At 64.3% G+C, this 23,833-nt stretch carries 19 protein-coding genes and 1 riboswitch; of the genes, 6 read left to right on the forward strand and 13 right to left on the reverse strand.

The features are described from left to right. From ACN0TK_RS06010 to ACN0TK_RS06030, 5 genes are all read left to right on the forward strand, one after another. A partial coding sequence (locus ACN0TK_RS06010) for an ABC transporter permease (protein ID WP_417308558.1) occupies positions 1-801 on the forward strand: 801 nt, incomplete at its 5' end. Further along, positions 798-1,625, forward strand: a complete 828-nt coding sequence (locus ACN0TK_RS06015) for an ABC transporter ATP-binding protein (RefSeq protein WP_417308559.1) — start codon at positions 798-800, stop codon at positions 1,623-1,625. The genes ACN0TK_RS06010 and ACN0TK_RS06015, both read left to right, overlap by 4 nt. Before the next feature lie 2 nt (positions 1,626-1,627). Further along, positions 1,628-5,158, forward strand: coding sequence for an urea carboxylase (gene uca, locus ACN0TK_RS06020; protein WP_417308560.1), 3,531 nt, complete (start codon positions 1,628-1,630; stop codon positions 5,156-5,158). A gap of 171 nt (positions 5,159-5,329) precedes the next feature. Next, positions 5,330-5,440, forward strand: a riboswitch (guanidine-I (ykkC/yxkD leader). 65 nt (positions 5,441-5,505) lie between these two features. After that, the gene (locus ACN0TK_RS06025; protein ID WP_417308561.1) at positions 5,506-7,065 is read left to right on the forward strand and encodes an ABC transporter substrate-binding protein; all 1,560 of its coding nucleotides are present in this window, start codon (positions 5,506-5,508) and stop codon (positions 7,063-7,065) included. Between the two features lie 66 nt (positions 7,066-7,131). Then, a complete protein-coding gene (locus ACN0TK_RS06030; RefSeq protein WP_417308562.1) occupies positions 7,132-8,094 on the forward strand; it encodes an MBL fold metallo-hydrolase in 963 nt (320 codons plus the stop codon). A 52-nt stretch (positions 8,095-8,146) separates the two neighbouring features. On the opposite strand, the gene ACN0TK_RS06035 is transcribed toward ACN0TK_RS06030, so the two are convergent. The 8 genes from ACN0TK_RS06035 to ACN0TK_RS06070 all read right to left on the reverse strand — a co-directional run bounded on the left by ACN0TK_RS06035 (position 8,147) and on the right by ACN0TK_RS06070 (position 17,979). Further along, positions 8,147-8,983, reverse strand: coding sequence for an HpcH/HpaI aldolase/citrate lyase family protein (locus ACN0TK_RS06035; protein WP_417308563.1), 837 nt, complete (start codon positions 8,981-8,983; stop codon positions 8,147-8,149). Next, entirely contained in the window at positions 8,980-10,182 is a 1,203-nt protein-coding gene (locus ACN0TK_RS06040) for a CaiB/BaiF CoA transferase family protein (RefSeq protein WP_417308564.1), read from the reverse strand. Before ACN0TK_RS06040 ends, ACN0TK_RS06035 begins: the two co-directional genes overlap by 4 nt. 3 nt (positions 10,183-10,185) lie before the next feature. Beyond that, positions 10,186-12,294 (reverse strand): ADP-ribosylglycohydrolase family protein, encoded by a 2,109-nt coding sequence (locus tag ACN0TK_RS06045; protein WP_417308565.1) that lies wholly within the window; start codon positions 12,292-12,294, stop codon positions 10,186-10,188. A 14-nt stretch (positions 12,295-12,308) separates the two neighbouring features. Continuing rightward, positions 12,309-13,478: an ADP-ribosylglycohydrolase family protein gene (locus tag ACN0TK_RS06050; protein ID WP_417308566.1), complete on the reverse strand. Its 1,170-nt coding sequence runs from the start codon at positions 13,476-13,478 to the stop codon at positions 12,309-12,311. 106 nt (positions 13,479-13,584) lie between these two features. Then, positions 13,585-15,015 carry an extracellular solute-binding protein gene (locus tag ACN0TK_RS06055; protein WP_417308567.1) on the reverse strand — a complete coding sequence of 477 codons (1,431 nt, stop codon included), beginning with the start codon at positions 15,013-15,015 and terminating at the stop codon, positions 13,585-13,587. A gap of 38 nt (positions 15,016-15,053) precedes the next feature. Next, the gene (locus ACN0TK_RS06060; protein WP_417308568.1) at positions 15,054-15,956 is read right to left on the reverse strand and encodes a carbohydrate ABC transporter permease; all 903 of its coding nucleotides are present in this window, start codon (positions 15,954-15,956) and stop codon (positions 15,054-15,056) included. Beyond that, positions 15,956-16,924: an ABC transporter permease gene (locus ACN0TK_RS06065; RefSeq protein WP_417308569.1), complete on the reverse strand. Its 969-nt coding sequence runs from the start codon at positions 16,922-16,924 to the stop codon at positions 15,956-15,958. Before ACN0TK_RS06065 ends, ACN0TK_RS06060 begins: the two co-directional genes overlap by 1 nt. 2 nt (positions 16,925-16,926) lie before the next feature. Beyond that, entirely contained in the window at positions 16,927-17,979 is a 1,053-nt protein-coding gene (locus ACN0TK_RS06070; RefSeq protein WP_417308570.1) for a LacI family DNA-binding transcriptional regulator, read from the reverse strand. A gap of 288 nt (positions 17,980-18,267) precedes the next feature. Between ACN0TK_RS06070 and ACN0TK_RS06075 the strand changes: the two genes are divergently transcribed. Next, positions 18,268-18,510, forward strand: a complete 243-nt coding sequence (locus ACN0TK_RS06075; protein ID WP_417308571.1) for a hypothetical protein — start codon at positions 18,268-18,270, stop codon at positions 18,508-18,510. Here ACN0TK_RS06075 and ACN0TK_RS06080 read toward each other — a convergent pair. From ACN0TK_RS06080 to ACN0TK_RS06100, 5 genes are read right to left on the reverse strand one after another with little or no spacing between them, the layout of a single operon-like run. Next, positions 18,507-19,424 (reverse strand): beta-mannosidase, encoded by a 918-nt coding sequence (locus ACN0TK_RS06080; protein ID WP_417308572.1) that lies wholly within the window; start codon positions 19,422-19,424, stop codon positions 18,507-18,509. The two genes, ACN0TK_RS06075 and ACN0TK_RS06080, sit on opposite strands and share 4 nt — an antisense overlap. Positions 19,425-19,463: 39 nt before the next feature. Then, positions 19,464-19,949, reverse strand: a complete 486-nt coding sequence (locus tag ACN0TK_RS06085; protein WP_417308573.1) for a DUF995 domain-containing protein — start codon at positions 19,947-19,949, stop codon at positions 19,464-19,466. A 56-nt stretch (positions 19,950-20,005) separates the two neighbouring features. Beyond that, the gene (locus ACN0TK_RS06090; RefSeq protein WP_417308574.1) at positions 20,006-21,775 is read right to left on the reverse strand and encodes a glycosyltransferase; all 1,770 of its coding nucleotides are present in this window, start codon (positions 21,773-21,775) and stop codon (positions 20,006-20,008) included. 19 nt (positions 21,776-21,794) lie between these two features. After that, positions 21,795-22,784: a UDP-glucose 4-epimerase GalE gene (gene galE, locus ACN0TK_RS06095; protein WP_417308575.1), complete on the reverse strand. Its 990-nt coding sequence runs from the start codon at positions 22,782-22,784 to the stop codon at positions 21,795-21,797. Next, a complete protein-coding gene (locus ACN0TK_RS06100; protein WP_417308576.1) occupies positions 22,781-23,788 on the reverse strand; it encodes a UDP-glucuronic acid decarboxylase family protein in 1,008 nt (335 codons plus the stop codon). Before ACN0TK_RS06100 ends, galE begins: the two co-directional genes overlap by 4 nt. Positions 23,789-23,833 lie beyond the last annotated feature (45 nt).

The raw sequence follows: 23,833 nt of genomic DNA on the forward strand, positions 1-23,833 counted from the left end.
GCCCGCCCCTCGCGCCCGCTGCAGGTCGCGCTTGCGACGCTGCCCTTCGTCATCGTCATCATCGCCTACATGATGGGTTCGGCGGCGCGTCTTGCCGATAATCCCAGCGACAAACTGCTGCCCGGCCTCACGGCCTTCGCCGATGCGATCAATCGCATGGCCTTCGTGCCTGACACCCGGACCGGCGAACTGCTCATGCTCTCCGACACACTGGCCAGTCTCGGCCGCCTCGGCGCCAGCATTGCAATCGCGACCGTCATCGCCCTGGTGACCGGCATGGTCGTCGGCATGTTTCCCTATGTCCGCGCCGTCCTTGCCCCGTTCATTGCTGTCGTTTCCATGGTGCCGCCCCTGGCGCTGCTACCGATCCTCTTCATCATCATGGGCCTGGGCGAAACCGCCAAGATCGCGCTCATCGTCATCGGCATCACCCCCATCCTGATGCGCGACCTTGCTTTCACCGTACGCGACCTGCCGCACGAGCAGATGGTCAAGGCCCAGACGCTTGGCGGCTCGTCCTGGCAAATCGGCATGCGGGTCGTGCTGCCCCAGGTCCTGCCGCGCCTGTTGACGGCGCTGAAGCTGCAACTCGGTCCGGCCTGGCTGTTCCTCATCGCCGCCGAAGCCATCTCGTCGGATTCCGGGCTCGGCTATCGCATCTTCCTCGTCCGTCGCTATCTGTCGATGGATGTCATCTTCACCTATGTCGCCTGGATCACGCTGCTCGCCGTGCTGATGAACCTCGCGCTCGACTGGCTTCGGGACAGCGCCTTTCCCTGGGCCCGGGTGAGCGCATCATGAGCCGTATCGAGATCAACGACGTCTGGAAGGAATACGACGACCAGATCGTCCTCGAGCGCATCTCGCTCACCATCGAATCCCGCGCCTTCATCGCGCTGGTCGGCCCTTCCGGCTGCGGCAAGAGCACGTTTCTGCGCATGCTGCTCGGCGACGAACGCCCGACCCGCGGCACGATCACCCTCGATGGCACGCCGCTGTCCGGTGAGCCCGGACCAGACCGCGGCGTCGTCTTCCAGCGCTACTCGGTCTTTCCCCATCTGACCGTCCTCGGCAACGTGCTGCTCGGGCTCGAACTGCTCGACTCCAACACCCGCATCCGACTGCGCGGCGCCGCCCGGCGCGAGGCCATCGAGCGCTGTCGCCAGTGGATCGCCGACGTCGGTCTCGCCGGCGCCGAAGACAAATACCCGGCGCAGTTGTCCGGCGGCATGCAGCAGCGTCTGGCGCTAGCCCAGGCGCTTGCGACCCAGCCGAAGGTCCTCTTGCTCGACGAGCCATTCGGCGCCCTCGACCCCGGCATCCGCGCCGACATCCATGTGCTGATGAAGCGCCTCTGGCACGAGACGCCGCTGACCGTCGTCATGGTCACCCACGACATGCGCGAAGCCTTCACCCTCGCCAACCGTGTCATCGCCTTCGAGCGTCCACGCGATCGTCCCGAAGAGCGCGAGCGCTACGGCGCCAGTCTCAGCCGCGATACCACGATCTGGCCGCACCGCATCGCGGGTGGCCCTGCTCCATTCAGCCCCGACCGGGACGGCCCGGTTCTCGAGGCGGGCCCCGGCCGGGACGACCTGGCAAAAGCAAAATTGCCTGGAGTCTAGCCATGTTCAGCAAGGTCCTCGTCGCTAATCGCGGCGAGATCGCCGTCCGGATCATCAGGACGCTCAAGCAGATGGGCATCGCGTCCGTCGCCGTCTATTCCGACGCCGACCGGGCGACGCCTGCCGTCACGCTGGCCGACGAGGCGGTGCGCCTCGGTCCGGCGCCCGCCACAGAGAGCTATCTCGATATCGACGCCGTCGTCGCCGCCTGCCGCGCCACCGGCGCCGACGCGGTACATCCCGGTTACGGGTTCCTCAGCGAAAACATCGGCTTTGCCCAACGTCTCGCCGCCGAAGGCATCACCTTCATCGGTCCTCGCCCCGAACACATCGAAGCCTTCGGTCTGAAGCACCGGGCCCGAGAGATCGCCCGCGCTTCCGGCGTGCCTCTACTGCCCGGTTCGGACCTCCTGACCGATAGCGATCAGGCGCTCGCCGCTGCCCAGGCCATCGGTTACCCGGTCATGCTGAAAAGCACCGCCGGCGGTGGCGGCATTGGCATGCAGCTGTGCCCCGACGCCGAGGCGCTCGCCGCCAGCTTTGCTTCGGTGCAGCGCACCGCCAACGCCAGTTTCGGCGATGCCCGCGTTTATCTCGAGCGTTTCGTCGCCGACGCCCGGCATGTCGAGGTGCAGCTCTTCGGCGACGGCAAGGGCCAGGTCATCGCGCTCGGCGAGCGCGACTGCTCGCTGCAGCGCCGCAACCAGAAGGTCATCGAGGAGACCCCGGCGCCGCTGCTTTCCGACGCCGTGCGCGCCCGCCTCCATCAGGCCGCGACCGACCTCGGCAAGGCGGTCTCCTACCTCTCCGCCGGCACCGTCGAGTTCATCTACGATCCAGACCGCGAAGAATTCTATTTCCTCGAGGTCAACACCCGCCTGCAGGTCGAACACCCGGTCACCGAAGCCGTCTTCGGCATCGATCTCGTCGCCTGGATGATCCGCCAGGCCGCCGGCGAGAACGTCATCGGCACCGCTGGTCCGCTCACCCCCAAGGGCGCAGCGATCGAGGCCCGGCTCTATGCCGAAAAGCCCAATGCCAATTTCCAGCCGAGCGCCGGCCGGCTGACCGAAGTCAGCTTCCCGTCGACGGCCCGCATCGATGGCTGGATATCCACTGGCACGGTCGTGACCCCCTTCTACGATCCCATGCTGGCCAAGATCATCGTTACCGGCCCCGACCGGGCCAGCGCCATTACGGCGCTGCAGCAGGCACTGACCGACAGCACCGTCGCCGGCATCGAAACCAACCTGGGCTATCTGCGCGCCATCGCCGCGTCAGACCTCCTTGCGTCTGGCAAGGTCGCGACCACAGCCCTGCGGGATTTCGCCTTCGTCGCCGACAGCATCGATGTGCTGCTGCCCGGCGCCCAGTCCTCACTGCAGGATCTGCCTGGCCGCCTGCACCTGTGGCACGTCGGCGTGCCGCCCAGCGGCCCGATGGATGCGAAGAGTTTTCGCCAGGCCAACCGGCTGGTCGGCAATGCCGACGAAACCGTTGCGCTCGAAATGACCGTCTCTGGCCCCACGCTCCGCTTTCACGCCGCGGCCCGCGTCGCCATCGCCGGCGCCAACATGCCGGCCCTTGTCGATGGCACCGCGATGCCGCACGACGAAGCGTTCGACGTCGCCCCGGGTCAGACCCTCGCCATCGGCGACATCACCGGTGCGGGACAGCGCGCCTATCTCGCCGTCGAAGGTGGCTTCGCGGCAACCGAAATCCTAGGCTCGCGCGCCACCTTCGGCCTCGGCGCTTTCGGCGGTCATGCCACCGGCACGCTGAAGCCCGGCGACACCCTGACCTTCGCCCGCGCCCCTCAGTCGCGCATTCAGCCTCCGACCGACCCGGCACCACTCACCGCGAACTGGGACATCTCGGTGCTCTACGGCCCGCATGGCGCGCCGGATTTCTTCCAGCCCGAGGACATCGCCGACCTCTTTTCCGCGACATACGAGGTCCACTACAACAGCGATCGCACCGGCGTCCGCCTCATCGGCCCCACCCCGCGCTGGGCCCGCCCCGATGGTGGCGAGGCCGGCCTCCACCCCTCGAACCTCCACGACAACGCCTATGCCGTCGGCGCCATCGATTTCACCGGCGACATGCCGATCATTCTCGGCCCCGATGGCCCGAGCCTCGGCGGCTTCGTCTGCCCCGCGGTGATTGCCCGCGAAGACCTGTGGAAGATGGGCCAGCTGCGCCCCGGCGACACCATCCGCTTCCACCCGGTGCACCGCGCCGAAGATCCCGTCGCGGGCCCGGCGGTGCATCAGACCACCCCTGATGCTGGCGCACCCATCGTCGGCGTCGACGAGAGCGACCCGATCCGGGTCGTCTACCGCCGCCAGGGCGACGACAATCTCCTTGTCGAATATGGCGAAATGATCCTCGACATCGGCCTGCGCCTCCGCGTCCACGTGCTGATGCAGGCGCTCGTCGATGCAAACCTAACCGGCATCATCGATCTCACACCGGGCATCCGCTCGCTGCAGATCCACTACGACAGCACAGTGCTGTCGCGTTCCCGGCTCCTGGGCTTACTCGCCGATATCGAGCGGGATTTGCCGCCGGTCGAGGACATCACCGTCCCAAGCCGCATCGTCCACCTGCCGCTCTCGTGGAACGACGTCGACGCCCAGCTCGCCATGCGAAAATACCAGGAGCTCGTTCGCCCCAACGCCCCCTGGTGCCCCGACAACATCGAATTCATCCGCCGCATCAACGGCCTGCCCGATATCGATGCGGTACGCCGCATCGTCTTCGACGCGAGCTATCTGGTGCTCGGCCTCGGCGACGTCTATCTCGGGGCGCCGGTCGCCACCCCGGTCGACCCGCGCCATCGTCTCGTGACCACCAAATACAATCCAGCCCGCACCTGGACGCCGGAAAACGCCGTCGGCATCGGCGGCGCCTATATGTGCATCTATGGCATGGAGGGTCCGGGCGGCTATCAGCTGTTCGGCCGCACCATCCAGGTCTGGAACACCTGGCGCACCACCCCCAACTTCCTTCCGGGCAAGCCATGGCTGCTCGACTTCTTCGACCAGATCCGCTTCTTCCCGGTCAGCCACGACGAACTCACCGAAGCGCGCGCCGCCTTCCCGCATGGCGAATATCCGATCAAGATCGAACAGACCGAATTCTCTTATGCCGATTACGCCCGGTTCCTGAAGCGCGAGGCCGAACCCATCGCCGCCTTCAAGGCAACCCAGCAGGCCGCCTTCGACGCCGAACGTCAGGACTGGAAAGAGCGTGGCCTCGACAGCTTCGTTGCCGAAGACGGCGTTGCCCTTGTCGACGAGGATATCCCGCCCGGCTGCACCGGCGTCGCCAGCACCGTGCCGGGCAGCGTCTGGAAGGTGCTGGTCTCCGAGGGGGACCCGGTGAAGGCCGGCGACACCGTTGCCATCATCGAGTCGATGAAAATGGAAATCCCGGTCACCGCCTTCGCCGACGGCCACGTCAAATCCGTCCGCGTCGCGCCAGGCCGCGCAGTCCGCGGCGGCGATGTCCTCATCGTACTCGAGCAGTAATTGTATACCTCATGCGCACAGACGCACATAAACTAAGCACAACTGTCTCGAACGCTCATATGTCGGGCACTTCTTTCTGGATAAACAATTGCGACTTCCTGCCTTTGTGGTTGGATTTCAACCACTTGAGCAGGTGAGCAAATATGGCACACCGCTTGCATCACCTACCGTGAGATTGGTGGCTAGGGTTCCGGTGCGTCACGCAGCACGTCTGGTCCGAGAGCCACCACCGGCGGACACCACAGTCCGCCGGGTGCACGGCGGGATAAAAGCCCGGGAGACCTCGTAGCCAGTGGGATTGGCGCGGATGGTCTCGTCAATCCCTTGATTAGATAGGGAACGACATCATGATCTCATCAAACAATCGGTCGAAACGAACAGCCGCCACCAGCCTGAAAATCGGCATTGCGACCCTCGCACTCGGCATTGCTCTGCCCTCCATATCCGTTCAGGCACAGGAAACCCTGAGGCTGCCCACGGCGACCGACTTCGACTCCTTCGACCCCGACAACGCCTTTGAAATGGACGGCCTCGCGGCCATCAACAACGTCTATGAAGGGCTCGTCGAATACGTACCCGGCAGTGCCGAGATCCGCGGCCTGCTCGCCAAGGACTGGGAGATTTCGGAAGACGGGCTCACCTACACGTTCCATCTCGTCGAAGACGCCACCTTCCATGACGGCACGCCCTTCACCGCCGATGCCGTGGTCAAATCCTTCGAGCGCCGCCGCGATGGCGAACTGATCCTCAGCTACTTCCTGTGGAACCTCGAGAGCATCGAGGCGACCGACGAGCACACTGTCGTCATGACCCTCGGCATGCCGCAGCCGTCGCTGCTCGACAGTCTCGCCAGCCCATGGGGCCCCAAGGTCATCAGCCCCACCGCTCTTGCCGAACACGCGGGCGATGACAACGCCTCGACTTGGCTCGACACCAATGCCGATGGCACCGGCCCCTACAAGCTCACCAGCTTCGAGCGCGGTCAGGGCTACACCTTTGAGCGCTATGACGATTACTATGGTGACGCGCCCTACTTCGAGACCGTCGAGGTGCCGCTCATTCCCGAGATCAGCCAGCAGGTGCTGAACCTGCAGGCTCAGGAAACCGACGCGGTGCCCGCCAACTATCCTTGGGCGCAACTCGCCGGTCTGCCCGCCGGACTTGAAATCACCACGGCGCCCAGCACCTCGCTGATCGTCGGCTTCATCAAGCCGGACAGCCCCCTGAGTGATCCGGAAATTCGCCAGGCTTTCCTGACCGCCATCAATCCGGACCTGTGGGTCGATGACGTCTTCAACGGGTACGGACACACGGCAAAATCGCTCTATCCCGAAATCATGCTCGACCCCGAGGTGCCGGTGAGTTTCCCCACCGACATGGAGGCCGCCGAGACGATCGTGACGGAAAAGGGCCCGATTGAATTGACGCTTGCGATCAGCACCGAGGAAGCCAATGCACTGGGTCGCGTCGGCGACATCCTTGTTGCCCAGCTCGCCGGTATCGGCATCGACGCTACCGTCGAGCTGCTGCCATCCGGCGCCGCCTTCGGTCTGTCGGAAGATCCCGATGCCCCCGACTTCTACATGGGCAAGCTGACCCCGGACGCCCTGCATCCGGAAAACCAGGCGGGGATATTCTTCACCTCGGGGGCGCCGATCAACTTCTACAAGGCATCGCTCCCGGCCGCCGATGAACTCGTCGGCGAAGCCGGCACGCTCACCGACGTCGCAGCCCGCAACGCGCTCTATGAAGAGGCGAGCCACATGTATTTCGACAACGGCCTGTTCGTCCCGATGGTTGGCGTCGACGACGTTGTGGTCGCGCCGGAAGGCCTGGCTGGCTTCGACCTGCGCGCCGCCTACGCACCGGGCAATATCGACTTCGGCTCGGTGCGCTGGGCCGACTGACACGCTGTGGCGGCCCCGGACCCTCCGGAGCCGCCATTCCCGCTTCCGCGTGACTGAAGGCCCGCCATGACCACCGACCCCCGCAACTCAGCCCGTCCGCCCTTCGCGCCGAACATTCGCGTGGCGAAAATCAACGACTATCTGCTGTGCTTTTACGATGGCCGCGAGACCGCCGGATACCCGGACTGGATCAAGGTCAACATCGACATGAAACTTGGCCTGAGCTGCTATGTGCTGTTCCGTGGCGACAAGGCGATCATCTTCGATACCATGCTCTACAAGGAGCAGATGATCTGGATCGACCGCTATCTGCGCGACATGGGGATCAGGACCTTCTCGGTGATCAACAGCCACTGGGACGCCGACCATATCGGTGGCAACGCCCTTTATCGCGACTGCGATATCTTCAGTACCGACAACACCCGCTGGAGCATCCAGATGCACGCCCAAGCGCTCAAAAGCGGCGACATCTGGAAGCCCTCCGGCGACCCCGACAACCCGGGGATCGAAGAGCTGGTCCTGCCCAACCGCACCTTTACCGGCCAGTTGACCCTGTGGCTCGAGGACATCGAGATCCAGCTCACCGAAGTCTTCATTCACCAGTTGGGCAGTCTCGTCGCCTACCTGCCGCGCGACCGCATCCTGCTCGCCGCGGACGCCTGCGAGGACACATGCCTTTTCGTCAACAATGGCAGCGAATACTACCTGCCGATTCAGGCCCAGGCCTACAACCGGCTGCTGTCGCTGGACATCGAGCGCATCTACCCCATCCACGGCCGCTTCGAGGTGATCGACAACGGTGGCTACGCAAGGGATTTCCTGCGCGCCATGCAGGACTACCTGAACCAGCTCATGCTGCGCCTGCCCAAGCCCGACTATCTGACAGCCGATCTTGAAAGCGTCATTGGCCCATGGATCGACAAGGGCATACTCGAAATCCACGAGCCCTACCGCTGGCTGCACACCCACAACGTCAACATGCTGCACGCCTACTACAAGGACCGCCCCATTCCGGGCATCGTCGAATAGACACATCGATCGGATGCGACCGGCCCCTAAAGGCCGGCCACGGAGCGGCGAGTCAGGGCTCTCCGGCGATTACTCTATACCTACCGAGCACTGCCTTCGCCCGCTCGACCACTGGCGCATCGACCATTCGTCCGTCGATCACGAAGGCACCCGCGTTGTCTGCAGCAGCGGCCAGCACACGCTCAGCCCAGGCCACGTCCTCGGCGCTCGGCGAAAAGCCCTTGTTGAGCAATGGCACGAGAGCGGGATGGACGCAGGTCGCGCCGTCGAATCCATGCGCCTTGGCTTCCCGCGCCGCGGCTTCTATCGCTGTGTGGTCGGCGAAATCGGCCGCTGACCGCAACAGGCCGAACGACAGCAGCCCTTCTGCCTTCGCCGCATAATGCACCATCAGCTTGGGAAAATGCAGCACCTCAGGCGTCGGCTGACCGCCCAATACCTGCGCCAGATCCTCGCCGCCCAGCGCGAGCGCGATCAACCGCGGCGCGCGCGCAATGGCCCGCGCATCCAGTACCGCCGCCGGGTCCTCGAGCAGCGCCACGAACGACATCGCCCCGCGCCCCAATTCATGTTCCACAGGGTCCAGCAACAGGCCGAGCTCGGTCAGCGTCTCGGCCCGCTGAACCTTTGGGACGAACAGGCCATCCGCGCCGGCGCGACAGGCCGCAATCGCGTCGGAAGCGTTGCCGGCATTCATGCGCACGAACACCACCGCGCCACCCCGACGCACCGAGGCGACGCTGGCTGCAAGGTCGTCACGCGCCGCATCCTTGTGCTCCGCTGGAACAGCGTCCTCGAGGTCTAGCACGATCGCATCCGCCTGGCGCTCATGCGCCTTTGCGATAAATCGCGCCGAATGCGCAGGCACATAGAGCAGCGAGCGGATCATCGGCCTGCCGCGGCAATTTCCGCATCATCGAGCCCGGCCGCCCGCAGCACTTCCTCGTTGTGCTCGCCCAGCCCCGGTGCGGGGCGACGCCACACGCCCGGCGTACCGGACATGCGCGGCACGATATTGTGCATCGGCAGGGTGCCGAAACCCTCGTCCTCGACATCCACGATGATCTCACGCGCGTCGAAATGTGGGTCCGCCATGGCGTCGGCAATATTGTAGATCGGCCCGACTGTCGCACCCGAGTTCCGCATCACCTCCAGCGCTTCGGCGCTGTCGCGGACCGCGAACCATGCACCCACCGCCTCATCGACCAGGCCCCGGTTTTTCACCCGCTCCGAATTCGTTGCAAAGCGTGGATCCTCGTTCATCTCGGGCCGTCCGATGATCTCGAAAATCCGCCGGGCGACCGCCGGGGTGGAGCCCGACAAGGCCAGATACTTGCCATCGGCGCAGCGATAGACGTTGCGCGGCGACGCGGTATTCGACGCGCTTCCGGCCCGCTGCTTGACCTTTCCGGTCACCGCGTGGATCGCCGCCTCCGGCCCGAGGACGGAGAACATCGGCTCCAGCAGCGACAGGTCGATCACCTGGCCGCGCGCCCCGCCCGTCTGGCGCGCGAACAGCGCCATCGTCGTCGCTGAGGCGCCGTAGATACCGGCGATCATGTCGGCGAGCGCCAGTGGCGGCAGCACCGGTTCGCGATCCGGAAATCCCGTTCGGTCGGCAAAGCCGCTCATCGCCTCGATGATCGTCCCGAACCCGGGCAGCTGCGCATAGGGTCCGGTCTGCCCGAAGCCGGAAATCCGCACCACAATCAGGTCCGGATTACGCGCCAGCAGGGTTTCGGGTGCCAGCCCCATGCTCTCCAGCGTTCCGGGACGGTAATTCTCGATGAACACATCCGCGCCGTCGATCAGCGTCCACAGCGCTGCCATCGCCTCGGGCTGCCGCAGGTTCAAAGCCACCGACCGCTTGTTGCGCCCGTAGGTCTTCCAGAACAGCGAATGCCCGTCATCCTTCCAGTCGCGCAGCGGATCACCGGCCGGCGGTTCGATCTTGATGACATCGGCACCAAAATCCGCCAGTTGCAGGCTCAGCATATTGCCGGCCATCAGCCGCGACAGGTCGAGGACCCGTATCCCGTCCAGCGGCCCCCTGGCCGCCGGGTCGAAGTGACGCGTGGGGCTGTGCATGTGCTAGCTCGCCTGTACCGTCTCGCGAATGTCGATCGTGCCGACGCTGATGCGTCCGGCCGATGCCATCCGGATCCCCGACATGCCATATTGATAGGCACCATCCTCGGCGCTCAGCAGCGCCTTGCCGTCGACGGCGAGGCGCAAGTGCTCGCCCTCGACCGTGAACGCCAGTTCGTAGCTCTTGCCAGTCTCCACCGCGAACGGCGTCCGCGCCAGTACGGTCGAGCCGAAATCCTCCTTGAGGATGACCAGTTCGTCTCCCTCAAAACCGGCAGCGTAGAAGCGGCCGGTGCCCTGCACCCGTGCCGTCACCAGTTGCGACCGGCCAGCGAGCCGTTGCACATCGGCCGTCACCGTTACGTCACGGGCATAGTAGTGCCCGGTCCAGATGTCGGCATCGCCCGAGGTATGTCCGTGGATCCGGCCCCCCTGCTTGGTCCAGTGCCCGCGGTTGTAGGTAAACCGGGAAATGCTCCCCCATTCTTGCACCTCGGTCTCCGGCGCGATCACCGTATGGCCCGCGCCCGACACCTCGAAATCGGCAAGGAACAGCCGGCCGAGGAACTTCAGCCGACCGAAATATTCGATCGAGATGCCGATTTCGTCGATCGCCTCGACACCCTCAGGCACGATAAACTCATACTGCTGCCAGCCTTCAGCCGAGGGCACATCCCAGGCACCCGCCTCTTCGATCTTCCCACTCATCGTCCTTCGCACATAGGGCGCAACGCGCAGATTGCCGTCGCCATTCCACGGGTCGAGCCACAGCTTGAAGCGCACTGTCTGCCCGGCATCGACAACCGGCGTGAACATCGGGCGGTAGCGCTCATCGTCGAAGTCGGTGCGGCGATAAAACGGCTTCCAGAACACTCGGCCGCCCTGCCCGCGCTCCAGCCGGTCGAGCTGGATCTCGAGCGATCCGCGCGAATCTTCGACGTGGCGCTCGTCTGAGTGCTTGAGGCTGATCTGGTTGAACCCGGCAGTGCGGAACCCATGCGTCGCTCCGGGCAGATCGAAGTCGAAGCGCAGCCCGCGCCGCGTCATGTCTTCCAGCCACAGCGCCGGCACATCACGTCCCGCCAGTTGCAGCGCCAGCACGGTCAGTTCCCGCGCAAAGCTCGGCATGTCGACAATATTGATCGTCCCGACGATGCCCGAGGCGACGAGGAAGTCGTTGATCGGCTTGCGGTACTTGTCCCAGCTGGCGTCCAGTCCCTGGAATGTGCCGACGATCGCGGCGGCGTTGCCCGCGTTGCAATCGGTGTCCCAACCAGCCATCGTGGCGATCTCTGCGGTGCGCGGCAGCGAGCCGGCCCCGTACAGGATCGCCATGATCGTCACGCCTGCATTGGGGATGATGTGGCAGACCCCGGGATAGCGGTCATAGCCCCACTCGGCGCCGAGCATCTCCCGGCAGGCGCGCCAGTCATCTGGATTGGCGGCGTGGAAGTCGATCACTGCACGGCAGACCCGCGCATAGGTCGAGTCCGGCTCGATCTGCGCCAGCGCCGTCTCGATAATTTCGTCGATAGATGTCGCTTCGAATGCTGTCGCGATGGCCGCGGCACAGAACCGTGCGCCCTTCAGACCGTCGCCGTCATGCGCAACGCTTGCCGCCATGGCCGACATCTCGGCTGCCTTGGCCGGATTGCCCGGGTTCACCCAGCCCCAACTGTCGATGAAGATCTGGCCACCGATCTGCTCGGCAACCGTTGTCCCATTGGTCGCGATGGCGCCCGAAAGCGGCGCAGGGATGCCAGCCCTGAGGTTCTTGTAGGCGGTATGCTCGGTCGAAACCCCATAGCCGCCCCACCAGTACATGCCGTGCTCTTCGGCGGCATAGTTCAGCCAGGTCTTGCCCACGTCCTCGGCGGTGCAATCGAGGCCATAGTCGCGCAGCGCACGGATGAAATAGACCGGCCCATTCGTGTCATCATCGGCCGCGAAGTTCTGGAAGTCGCGCAGATATTGCGTCACCTCGCCATAGGTGTCGCGCACCCGCTCATAGCTCCAGATCGTCGGCTCGACCGGCGCCCCGAGGCGTACGCCGATGGCCTTGGCGATGAAGCCGGCATAGATCTTTTCGAGGATTTTCGTTTCGGACAACATGGCAAGCTTTCAGGTTAGGCGGGGTCGAGTTGGGCGAAGGCGACCTCGCGTGCGCGGGCAGCAGCGAGATCGCTGGAAATGATCATGTGGGCGGTGTCGGCGAAGGCATCGGCAGAAGCCATCAAATCGAGGCGGTTGGCGCCGTTGAGCTGCTCGAGCTCGTCACCGGCGATCACGGCCTCGCCATGCAGCGCGCCCAGCACGGCGCCGGCCATCACGCCGATTGAATCCGTGTCGCGGCCCGAGTTGATGCCGTCGACGATGCTCGTGCGGAAGGCGCCATCGTTAAGGAGGCAGAACCCAAGCGCCAGCGGCAGTTCCTCGATCGCCCGCAGGCGCGAGGGCTGATAGGCGTCGGAAAGACGTCCCGCCTTGTCGGCCCTGTGGTTGACGTCATCGCCCATCGGAGAATAGGGCGCGATGGCAACGTGGAACGCATCCACGACCTCGGCATGGGACATGCCCTTGCCCCGCGATTCGCGTGCAATCTGGCAGATATCGGCTATCGCGGCGCGGGTGCCGTCCTTGGCCAGCGACAGCGCTACCTCCACCACCGCCTCGATCGTCGTGTCGGGTACGAAAGCCGCGGCAATCGCCGCCGCCAGCACGCCAGCGGCTTCGAGGCCGTAGCTTTCCTGGTGGCCGCTGGCAAAACTTATGGCCTCGTCATAGGCCGCGCGAGGATTGGCCGCATTCACCACGCCGACCGGCGCCACGTACATCGCCGCGCCGCAATTGACCATATTGCCGATCCCGCCCTGGCGCGGGTCACATGCGGTCAGTTGGTGGCGCTGAAAGATCCACTTTTCGGGATAGAACAGCCGGTCGAGCAGCACCGTCTCGCGCTGCAGCTCGGGAATCCAGCGCGGCGTCCAGGCGATCTGGCGCACCATGCCGTCGGCCATATCCCAGGCATCGATATGCCGGCCGGCCTCGGCATAGACCTCGCACAGCGCCAACATCATCAGCGTGTCATCGGTGACAATGCCGTCGCCCCGGACCCGATGGTTCCGCTGCGCGGGCGGCAGGTCCATCTTGTGCCAGCGCGTGTTCAGGCTTTCCACGCGACCATATCGGTCGCGGATCGCGGCAGCGGACAGCTTTTCAACCGGCGCGCCCAGCGCGTCGCCCAGTGCCACACCATACATCATGGCCCGAACCCGGCCGCGAAATGTCTTGGTCATTCCAGATCCTCGTTGGGCAATCCCTTGCCCTGCCCCCTTCAAATTGAAGACGGCACACTCAAGAACATGGACCCGCCCTTCCGGGCGGATCCACTGGTGCTCTGTCTTACTCGCCCAGGACGGTCCGGGCGTATTCGGCCATCCGCTGGCCGCCGACCGAATTGTACTCGGCGACGAACTCGTCCCACTGGTCCATCGAAGCCTCGCCAGTGATGAACTTCGCCACCCAGGCGCGGTACACCTGCTCGGTCGCGTCCACATCAGCCGCATAGTCGGCCGGCCACACGAAGGCATTGTCGGGCGTGAAGCTCGACTTGATGGTGTCGAGGTCCTTTTGCGCCGTCTCGCTCAGCAGCGGCGTCGGCGGCTGCCAGTTGGCAGCGTTGAAGAAGCGCGCATACCAGGTCGAGATCTGGTCGGTGAAGGTCACCTCTCCGTCCGCGTCCTTGGTGTATTGCGTGCCCTCAAATCCCATCCGGTCGATGTTCTGACCCTCTTCGGAGGTCATGAAGTCGAGCACCTTGAACGCCGCTTCCTTGTTCTCGGAGAGCGAAGAAATCGCGAAGCCACGCGACTCCTTGGCCACGTCGACCGCTGCCAGTCCCTGGCCACCAGGGCCGCTGGGCGGGGGCAACAGGGTCAGCGAGATGTCTTCGTCAGGATGTGCCTGGCGCATCTTGCCGGTGTAGATGTCGATCACCTCGGGCGACGAGCCGAAGATGACGCCGGCCTTGCCGGAGTAAAACTTGTCTTCCTTCACGTCCCACGTGTTGGTGACATACTCCTTGTCGAACAGACCCTTGTCCGCCAGCTCCGCATAATAGGCGATCTTGGCCTTCTCGGCGTCCGTGACGCGGGAATTGACCCACTCGCCCTCGTCGTTCTTCATCCAGGTTCCGGTGACCCCAAAGGCTTGGTTGAAGATGGAGTCGAGCTCATTGGTATTGCCGTAGCCGGTTAGGCCAAGCGTGTTGCCCGGCGTGCCGTCGCCATCGAGATCGGCATCGTGGATCGCCTGGAATAGCTCTTCATAGCCTTCGACAGTCGTCGGCGGCTCCATGTCGAGCTGCTCGAGCCAGTCGGTGCGGATCACCGGCTGCGGTGCCCGCGGCGGATAGATGTAGGCGAGATAGGGGTAGTTCTTGAGACGCTCGACATTGTGCGGCCACAGCGCCGCTTTCATGTGCTCGGAGCCGTCGATCCAAGGCGTCAGGTCCTCGAGAATCCCTTGCTCGGCCATCTTCTGGTCGCCGCCCTGGAAGTAGATGATGTCGGGAATATCGCCCGACAGCAGCATGATACCGAGCGCATCGGCATATCCAGAACCAGGCATGTCGACGATTTCGATGTCGATCTCGTCGCCCTGCGCCGCAAGCGCCTCTTCGATGGCTTCGATTTCCTTGACGTCATCCGGATTGGTGGTCAGCAGGTCCTTGCTGACGAGCCGCACGGTGACCGGGTCGGCGAGTGCGGGCCCGGCGATGGCGCCGAGCAGCGCCAGCGCCGTGGTCGTGGTGAGAAGAGTCTTCAAAAGCATGGTCTTTCCTCCCTGATGCTTTGTCGTTGCAGGCCGCGTCATCCCTTCAGCGCACCGGTCATGGTGCCCTTGGTGAAGAACCTCAGGATGAGCGGATAGATGGCCAGGATCGGCACGATCGTGATGAGGATCATGCCGGCCTTGAGCGCCCGGATGTTGATCTGGGCGAGGCCGATATTGTTGTTGACGTTGTTGGCGCCGACGATGGCGACCTTGTCGCCCTCGATGACGAATTGGCGCAGCACCACCTGCAGCGGCCATTTGGTCTGGTCGTTCAGGTAGATCATGGCGCGGAAGAACTCGTTCCAGTGGAAGACGAGATAGAACAGCGCGATGGTGGCGAGGGCCGACCGTGCCAGCGGCAGCACGACCCGGAAGAAGGTCTGGAACGGGTTGGCGCCGTCGAGTTCGGCCGCCTCCAGCAACTCCTGCGGGATTTCCTCGAAGAAGCGGATCAGGATGATCAGGTACCAGGCGTTGATCGCCTTATACATGATCACCGACCACGGCGTGTTGAGCAGCCCCATCGACTTCATCAGAAAGTAATCGGGAATGATGCCCGGTTCGAAGACGATGGTGATGAGCACGAACAGGAAGATCAGCCGGCGGCCGGGCAGGCCGGGTCGCGACATGCCCCAGGCCATCAGCGCCGTGCCGCCGAGGCCGATGATCACACTCGCCGCCGTCATCCAGATCGAGTTGAAGATGCCCCGCTGAACGTTGGGATGCTGCAGCAGCAGCAGCCAGACGTCCGGCGAAAACCCATCCGGAACAATCGACAGGCCGGAGAAGCCGGCAACATTTTCCGGCGCGCTGAAAGAGAGCGCCAGCAGGTTGAGCAACGGCTGCAAGGTGAACACCACGAGCAGCAGCAGGCTCGACACGATGATCAGATATTCGAGGCGCTCGAGCGGCGTGCGCCGAATGGTGCGGACTGCCATCACCACACCCCCTTGCCGGTCAGCCGCTTGCTGACGAGGTGGGCGACGAGGATCAGCACCATGCCGATCACCGCCTTGAACAGTCCGGCAGCGGTCGCCAGCGAGTACTCGCCGGTCGACAGCCCGAGCCGGTAGACATAGGTGTCGAGGATATCGATGGTCGATGCGTTGACCGCATTCTGCATGTTGATGACCTGGTTGAGATCGGCGGACAGGAACATCCCCATGTTGAGAATGAACAGCGTGGCGATGGTCGGCACCATGCCCGGAATGGTCACGTGCCAGATCTTCTGCCAGCGGTTCGCCCCATCCATTTCGGCAGCGTCGTAGAGCTGCTGGTCGATAGCGAAAATCGCTGCCAGATAAAGCAGGCTGTCCCACCCCGCCGAGCGCCAGATTTCCGAGACGACCAGCACCCAGCGGATCGTGCCGGTATTGGTCATGTAGCTTACCGGCGCGAACCCGAGCGCGGTCTGCACCTGGTTGACAGCACCGTCGGACGGGGACAGCAGCGCGATGAAGACGCCGGCGATTACCACCCAGCTGAGAAAATGCGGCAGGTAGATCGCCGACTGGATCGCCCCACGCAGCTTGCCGCTGCGGATTTCGTTGAGCAGCAACGACACGACAATCGGCACCGGGAAGACGAAGGCGATCTTCATTGTCGAGATAATCAGCGTGTTCCCCAGCACCTGGTAGAACACCGGCGAGGCGAACAGCGTCTGGAAGTTCTTCAGCCCCACCCAGATGTTGGGCGGAATGATCCGCACCTGCTCGAAGGCCATCTTGGCCTCCCAGATCGGCACGTAGTGCCAGATGAAGAAGAACAGCAGCCCAGGGGCCATCATCGCGTAGTACGGCCACCAGGTCCGCAGCCCGACCCGCAGCCGGCGCCCCCTGCGCGCACGCGCGGGAACGTTCCCATCATCGACACCGGAAAGAGCCGCTGAGCGTGTCTGTGCGGTCATCGTCAGTCTCCCCCCGCCCCTGCGACGTGCCGGACACCGTGCGACACGTCGCGCACGGACCCCCGGTCGATCAGGCGGCATGGCATAAAGATGCGGCCGTGGTCCGGCCGTCCTTCGATTTCATCGAACAGGCACTCGACGGCGCGCGCGCCGAGGTCCTGTCCAGGCTTGGCGATCGTGGTGAGGCCGGGCCAGGCAAACTCACCCGACGGAATGCCGTCAAACCCCATGATCGACACGTCGTCGGGACAGCTCAGTCCCGCATCCCGCACCGCCATCATTGCGCCGAGCGCCATCATGTCATTGGCGGCGAACACGGCGACGTGGCCCACATGGTCACGGGCCAGCAGCCGCCGCATCGCCTCGCGTCCACCCTCGACCGTATACTCGCCATCCTCGACCGCCAGGATCGCCGGATCGATATCGCGCGCCACGCAATGCTCGTGCACGGCCCGCAGAAAGCGCGCACGCGCGAGACGAGATTTGGGCCCAAGGATCAGGCTCGGCGCCGGATGTCCCTTGTGCACCAGATGATCCAGCCCCAGCTGCACCGCCTGGGTGATGTCCGAGCCGACACTGGACACGTCAGGAAACCGCTCCGCACTCGAGCCGATGAAGACGAATGGCAACCCGAAGCGGTCGAGATCGTCGAAATTGTCCGCCACCGGATTGATGATCGCGCCGTCGACCCGCGCTTGCCGCAAAGCGCGCAGATGCGCCGTTTCGGCATCGGGATCCCAGTCCGACGAAAAAACCAGCAGCGACGTCCCGCTCTTTGTCGCGCGATCCTGCGCGCCACGGGCCACGTCGGCCCAGAACGGGTTGGCGATGTCGGGAATCACCAGACCCAGCATGCCGCTGCGCCCCGAGCGCATGCCGACCGCCAGATGGTTGCGCTCATAGCCGGCCGCCGCGGCCGCCTGCAGCACCCGCTCGCGCGTCTCTTCGGTGATATTGGATGAGCCAGCCAGCGCCCGCGCAGCAGTGCTCTTCGACACCCCTGCCCGTTCTGCGACATCAATTATTGTCGGCCGGCGATTGCGGCTCTTGCTCATGAATCCATCCCTCGACGCCGCCGGATTTCCGGCCCGGGTTCGAATGCCCAGCGTCGTGGGAACGTTACCGCGATAAGCAAGAATGTCAATGCCCGTTTGGGGTGTCTTCGCCAGTCGGCAGCTCAGGCTTACCAGCTACAGACGAACGGCCCATGGTAACCGAACCCTTTCGAGCGTCACGAGATCTTTCCTAAAAAGCCGCGCGAAAGCCGCATGGCCGCTTAGGTCGCGCCGCTTAGCCTCCCCTGAACACGAGACCCAGAAAGGGATCCTCGACGGAGGCGAAAGATGACACAGTTCACCCGCTCCGGCCTCAGGTCGGTCACCCTGGCACTCGCGATCGCGGGCATGTTCACCACGATCACAGCCCTGCCCCTCGCCGCACAGGCAGAGGCGGCGCAGTATCGTGTGCTGACCAAGCTCACCAAGAGCGGCTATCGCTCGGTCCGCGTTTATGGCCCGTCGCGCTACGTCTGCACGCCGAGCGGCTTCGGCCAGAAGGGCCGCTGCTTCCTGCGCAGCTCGGTCTAGTTCTCTTCGACGATATTGTGGGTCACGCGCCAGTCCGGCAGCCCATAGGGAGCTTCCCACGGCACCACTTCGACGTCGTTGAAATAGGCGACGCCGAGCAGTGCCGGGTACGCCTCATACTTGAGCAGTGAGTCCCTGGCCCACTGCTCGACATATGAGCGCTTGCCGCGATAGCCGAGCTCGGCGACATAGATCGGCTTGCCGAATGGCACGGTCAGGTCATAGCCGGGCTTGATCCGCTCGGCGAAGAACCGGTCTCGGCCGAACTTGTCCTGATCATATTGCTGCAGGGCGAAGAGCGACAAGCCGATGTCGTCCACCACGTCGGCCCCGGGATAATAGTCCTGCAGACCGTCTTCGCCCTTGGGCGACCACATGAACCGGCTGCCCGGCGTGCTGGCACGGCACCGCTCCACAAAATACCGATAGGCCCGGATGTAGTCGGCCGGCACCCAGTCCGACCAGATGAAGCGACCGGTCGTGTCCTCCATTTCCTGCGCGAAACGCACGGTGGTCTTGGACTGAAGTCGGCCGATCTCTCCACAGATCCCGTCGATGACCCCGTCATAGGCGCCGGAGAAGATGCCATTGCGCAACTCCTCCGGCGTGATCCGCCGGCTTTGGTCCCAGGTCCATGGTTCGACGGTAATCCACAGGTCGCGCCCCCGCTCGCGGGCATAGTCATCCGCCAGCGCTAGCGTAGCCAGTTCGATGTCCAGCCAGGGCAGGAACAGATGCTCGATCTCGGGCGTCGGATCATTGGTGAAGTCACCATGCGGATCATAGGCACCGAGGACCATCGGGTCGGGTCCGGCGACCGGGCGACCGTCGTTGAATGGCGGTGTCTGCGCCAAGACCGCGGCCGGTAGCATGGCAACGAGCACAGTGGCTGTCAGGCTGGCTAGCTTACGCATGGGAAACTCTTTCTGCAGGTCGCATGACCTGCCACTTGCCTACTCGCTGACGACGCGAACGAGATCTTTGCTCACAAGCTTGGTGAACTCATCCGTCTCGAGGGTTTCGGCGTGCTTGAAGATGTACCATTCGCCGTCCGGAAGGCGCCGCTGATAGATGTCGCCGTCCTTCTGCCGATGCTGGAAGCAGGTGTCGGAAAACTGCACCTCCGCACCCGTTTTCCAGTTCGCCCTGAAACAGAGCTTGCCGCTGTCGGTGATGCGCCAGACGCCCCTGGCGGTCGTTTCGCCGGTTTCGCCAAAGGTCCTCGCGCGAAACGCGCGGCCGTCCTCGTCGAAATAGGCGCCGCCGGTCCCCCACTGCCAGGTCTTGTTGCCGTAGATCCGGAGCAAATCCACGGCAGTCAACGCCACGGTGCCCCTGGGGAGCCCCTCCCGGTCCGCCTTGCTCAGCAGCAGCATGCCGGTCGCGCTCGCTGGCACCGCCATGCCGATCAGCGACAGGGCTGCCGCGATTGGCAACATAATCCTGCGCAACGCAGTGCGGCCCCGGTTTGAGGTCTGTCGGTCTTGGCATGTGGTCATGGGGTGTCGTCCTGCTTCCATTGAAACTTGAAATAGAGTTTGCGCTGCGCCGGTGTGCCGGCGCCTGAAGGCGTGAAGCGCGTTTCGGTAAACCGCAGGCTGGAGCGCCAGGCGACCGCGTCGAGTATGTCGAGCCCGCGCGCCGCGGACGCCGAAACCGGCACAACAGTGAGCATGGCTGCAGCGCCGACCCGGATCAGTCGCGGCATCCCGCGGCTCACGATCCGGTTTTCGCGCCAATGGCCGAACAGGATCACCGCAAAGACCGCGCCATAGATCGCGGCATTGAACGTCGCCAGCAGATAATAGCCATTGGCAATGTCGAGGCCCGAGATCGCGAGAGCGGCAAACCCGGAGGCCAGGGAAATCACGGCATAGGGCGTCAGCACGCTCAGCGGCAGGTCGGTGGCACCGCCTTGCCCCTTCGGCGTCACGCGAAACTCGGTGCGGCGCCCGGCAATGAAGTCGGTGAGCGCAGCGACGGTGCCCAGAACCACCCAGGGCCAGCGGGCGCAGGCAAACGTCGCGCCTTCCCACGACAGGATGCGCGCATTGCCCGGCCGATAGACACCACTGCGCCGTTGGGCGAAGGCAAGCAGCGTCGCGGCGGCCCACATCGGCAGCACATGGGCCAGAAAGTCGAAATAGGAGACGTTGACGAAGGTGAAATCGAAGGCCAGCGCGAGGATCGGCATCGCGACCCCGAGCAGCATGGTCAGCGACGACAGCGGATACCACATCTGGGCGTAGAGGAACTGGAACTTCAACCGAAGCGGCAGCGCGCCGAAATAGTCACGCGTGTACTGCAGCAGGATGGTGACGAGACTCCGCGACCACTGGAACTCCTGCACGGCGAGATCTGCAAATGTCTCGGGGCCGAGTCCGTGGGCGATCGCGTCGACAGCATGCACCCCGCGCCAGCCTGCGGCATTCATCAGCATGGTGGTCGAGTGATCCTCGGCCAGTTCGGGCCCGAGCCCCCCGATCTGCTTCAGCGCGGCGGTGCGCACTGCGTAGTGCGAGCCGATACACACGGTCGCCCAACCGTTGTTATAGCCGGCCTGCAGGGTCCCGTGCATGCTTGCCTCGGCATAGAGCCTGCCCCGCGCCGACCAACTCGATGCTGCGTTGGCATCGCAGATGCTGGGGGCCGAGACATAGCCGACCGTGGGGTCGGCAAAGGGCTGCACCATGGCGCGCAGGTACCCGGGCTCGGGCACGTGATCGGCGTCCAGTTGCGCGACGACGTCGTAGAGCGCGTAGCCATAGTGATCGTAGAAATAGGCGAGATTGCCTTCCTTGCAGCGGGTCCGGCGCGGCCAGGTGGCGTGGTGATAGTCCTCGACGCCGAAGCGGGTCGAGATACGCACGCCGTGCGCTTCGGCCCAGGCGATGGTCTCGGGCGTCGGCGCCTCGTCGGCAAGCCAGGTGTCATGAACAATATCTTGCGCCAGCATGGCTTCGAGCGTGACGCGGACCACGTCGAAGGGCTCGCTCGGCGCCTTGGTGACCACCATGGCCACCCGCAGTCCCTCCGGCACGGCAGCCTCGGGCACCGGACGAAGCGGCTTCACGGTGACGATCAAATAGTAGAGATGATTGAGCGACAGCCAGCCGATGCACGCGGTGACGAGACCAAACGAGATCCAGCCGCTGAAGTGTTCGACCCGGAACCACCATATCCAGAACGAGGCCGCACAGATGAGCCACACGACAATACCCAGCGTGTTGATCCGGCCGAGCGTTCCCGTGAATACCGGTTGCATCTGCGAGACCCTGGCGCGGTCATCCGGCATGACGCACCTGTTCGGAAAACCAGGGCAGCGCCGTACGGATGATCGTATCGAGGTCTGAATGCTGCGCCACGAACCTGAGTTCGTCGCGGGCGCGGGCCACATCTGCGTAGAGTTCCGCCGGATCTCCGGGGCGCCGGCCGCGATAGACCGCGGGCACCGGATGCCCGATGACCTGCGCTATGGCATCGAGGACCTGCCGGATCGAGTGGCCTTTGCCGCTGCCCAGGTTGACCTTCAGGCTGTCGCCGCCCGCCAAAAGGCGCTGCGTCGCGAGGACATGGGCCTGCGCCAGATCGGTCACATGCACGTAGTCTCGAATGCAGGTGCCGTCGGGCGTCGGATAGTCGGTGCCGAAGACCTCCAGAAACGGCAGCAGCCCGGCGCCTGCCATCAGCGCGCGGGGGATCAGGTGCGTCTCTGGGGTGTGACGCTCGCCGATATCACCTTCGGGGTCCGCACCGCAGGCGTTGAAATAGCGCAGTGCCGCGAAGCTCAACCCATAGGCACTGCGGTAGTCGTCGAGCATCTGCTCGCCGATCAGCTTGGTGCGCCCATAGGGATTGATCGGAGCCTGAGGCGTGTCCTCGGTGATCGGTGTCCGGTCGGGCGTGCCATAGGTCGCGCAGCTGCTCGAAAAGATGATCGCGCGCACACCGGTCGTCCGGCACGCCTCCAGAAGGTTACGCGTGCCTTCGACATTGTTGCGATAATAGACGGCCGGATCGACCACCGACTCCCCGACATAGGCCGAGGCGGCGAAGTGGATGACGGCCGCCGGCTGATGCAGGCGAAGCGTCGCCACAAGCGCCTCGGGGGCGCGAATGTCCCCCTCAACCAGCGGACCCCACTTCACCGCGTCGCGGTGACCGGTGCTCAGGTTGTCGAAGGTGACCGGCATCAGGCCTGCCGCCGCCAATTGCTTGCAGGTATGGCTACCGATGAAGCCGGCCCCGCCGGTTACGAGGATCTGCGGCTTCATAGGGCCACCAGCAACGCATTGGCGCTGTCGCGGCTGTCGAGTTCGGCCCGGAAATGGCCTATCGTCCGGCTCAGTCCCACGGGCAGCGCGATTTCGGGCTGCCAGCTGAGCAATTCCCCGGCCCGCGAGATGTCGGGCCGGCGCTGTCGCGGATCGTCCGTCGGCAGCGGCCGGGACACCACCCGCGACACCGAACCGGTCATCGAGATGACGAGTTGCGCCAGTTCGAGGACGGTGAATTCGCCGGGATTGCCGAGATTGACCGGAGCCGTCGGGGCCACCGGCGCCCGCATGAGCGCGACGATCCCTCGCACGAGATCGTCGACATAGCAGAACGAGCGGGTCTGGCTGCCATCACCATAGACCGTGATGTCCTCGCCGCGCAGCGCCTGCACGATGAAGTTCGAGACGACCCGTCCGTCCTCGGGGCTCATCCGCGGCCCATACGTGTTGAAGATGCGCGCGATCCGCACATCCACGCCGTATTTGGCCCGGTATTCGAAGAACGCGGTTTCGGCGGCGCGCTTGCCCTCGTCGTAGCAGGACCTGGGACCGAAGCTGTTGACATTGCCCCAGTAGGTTTCCGGCTGGGGGTGAACCTGGGGGTCGCCATAGACTTCCGAGGTCGACGCCTGGAATATCCGGGCGCCGGTGCTGCGGGCGAATTCGAGGACGTTGAGCGCGCCGATGACATTGGTCTTCAGCGTGCGGATCGGGTCCCGCTGATACATCGGCGGCGAAGCCGGCGACGCCATGTTGTAAAACTCGGCGACCTGCGCATGGGGCAAGTCGAGCGGCATGGTCACGTCATGCTCGACAAGGCTGAAGCTCTTGTGGGACAGAAGATGCCGGATATTGTCCATCCGGCCCGTTTCGAAGGTGTCCACGCAGACCACTTCGAGGCCGTCAGCGAGGAGCCGCTCGCACAGATGGGAACCGACGAAGCCGGCACCACCCGTCACGACAGCCACCGGACGGCGGTGCGAATACAGGGACGCAATCACTACTTACTCCTGCACTTCACCCAACAACAAACCGGCCGGTGAAGT

Source organism: Devosia sp. (genome assembly GCF_048261455.1).
Classification (GTDB): Bacteria; Pseudomonadota; Alphaproteobacteria; order Rhizobiales; family Devosiaceae; genus Devosia_A.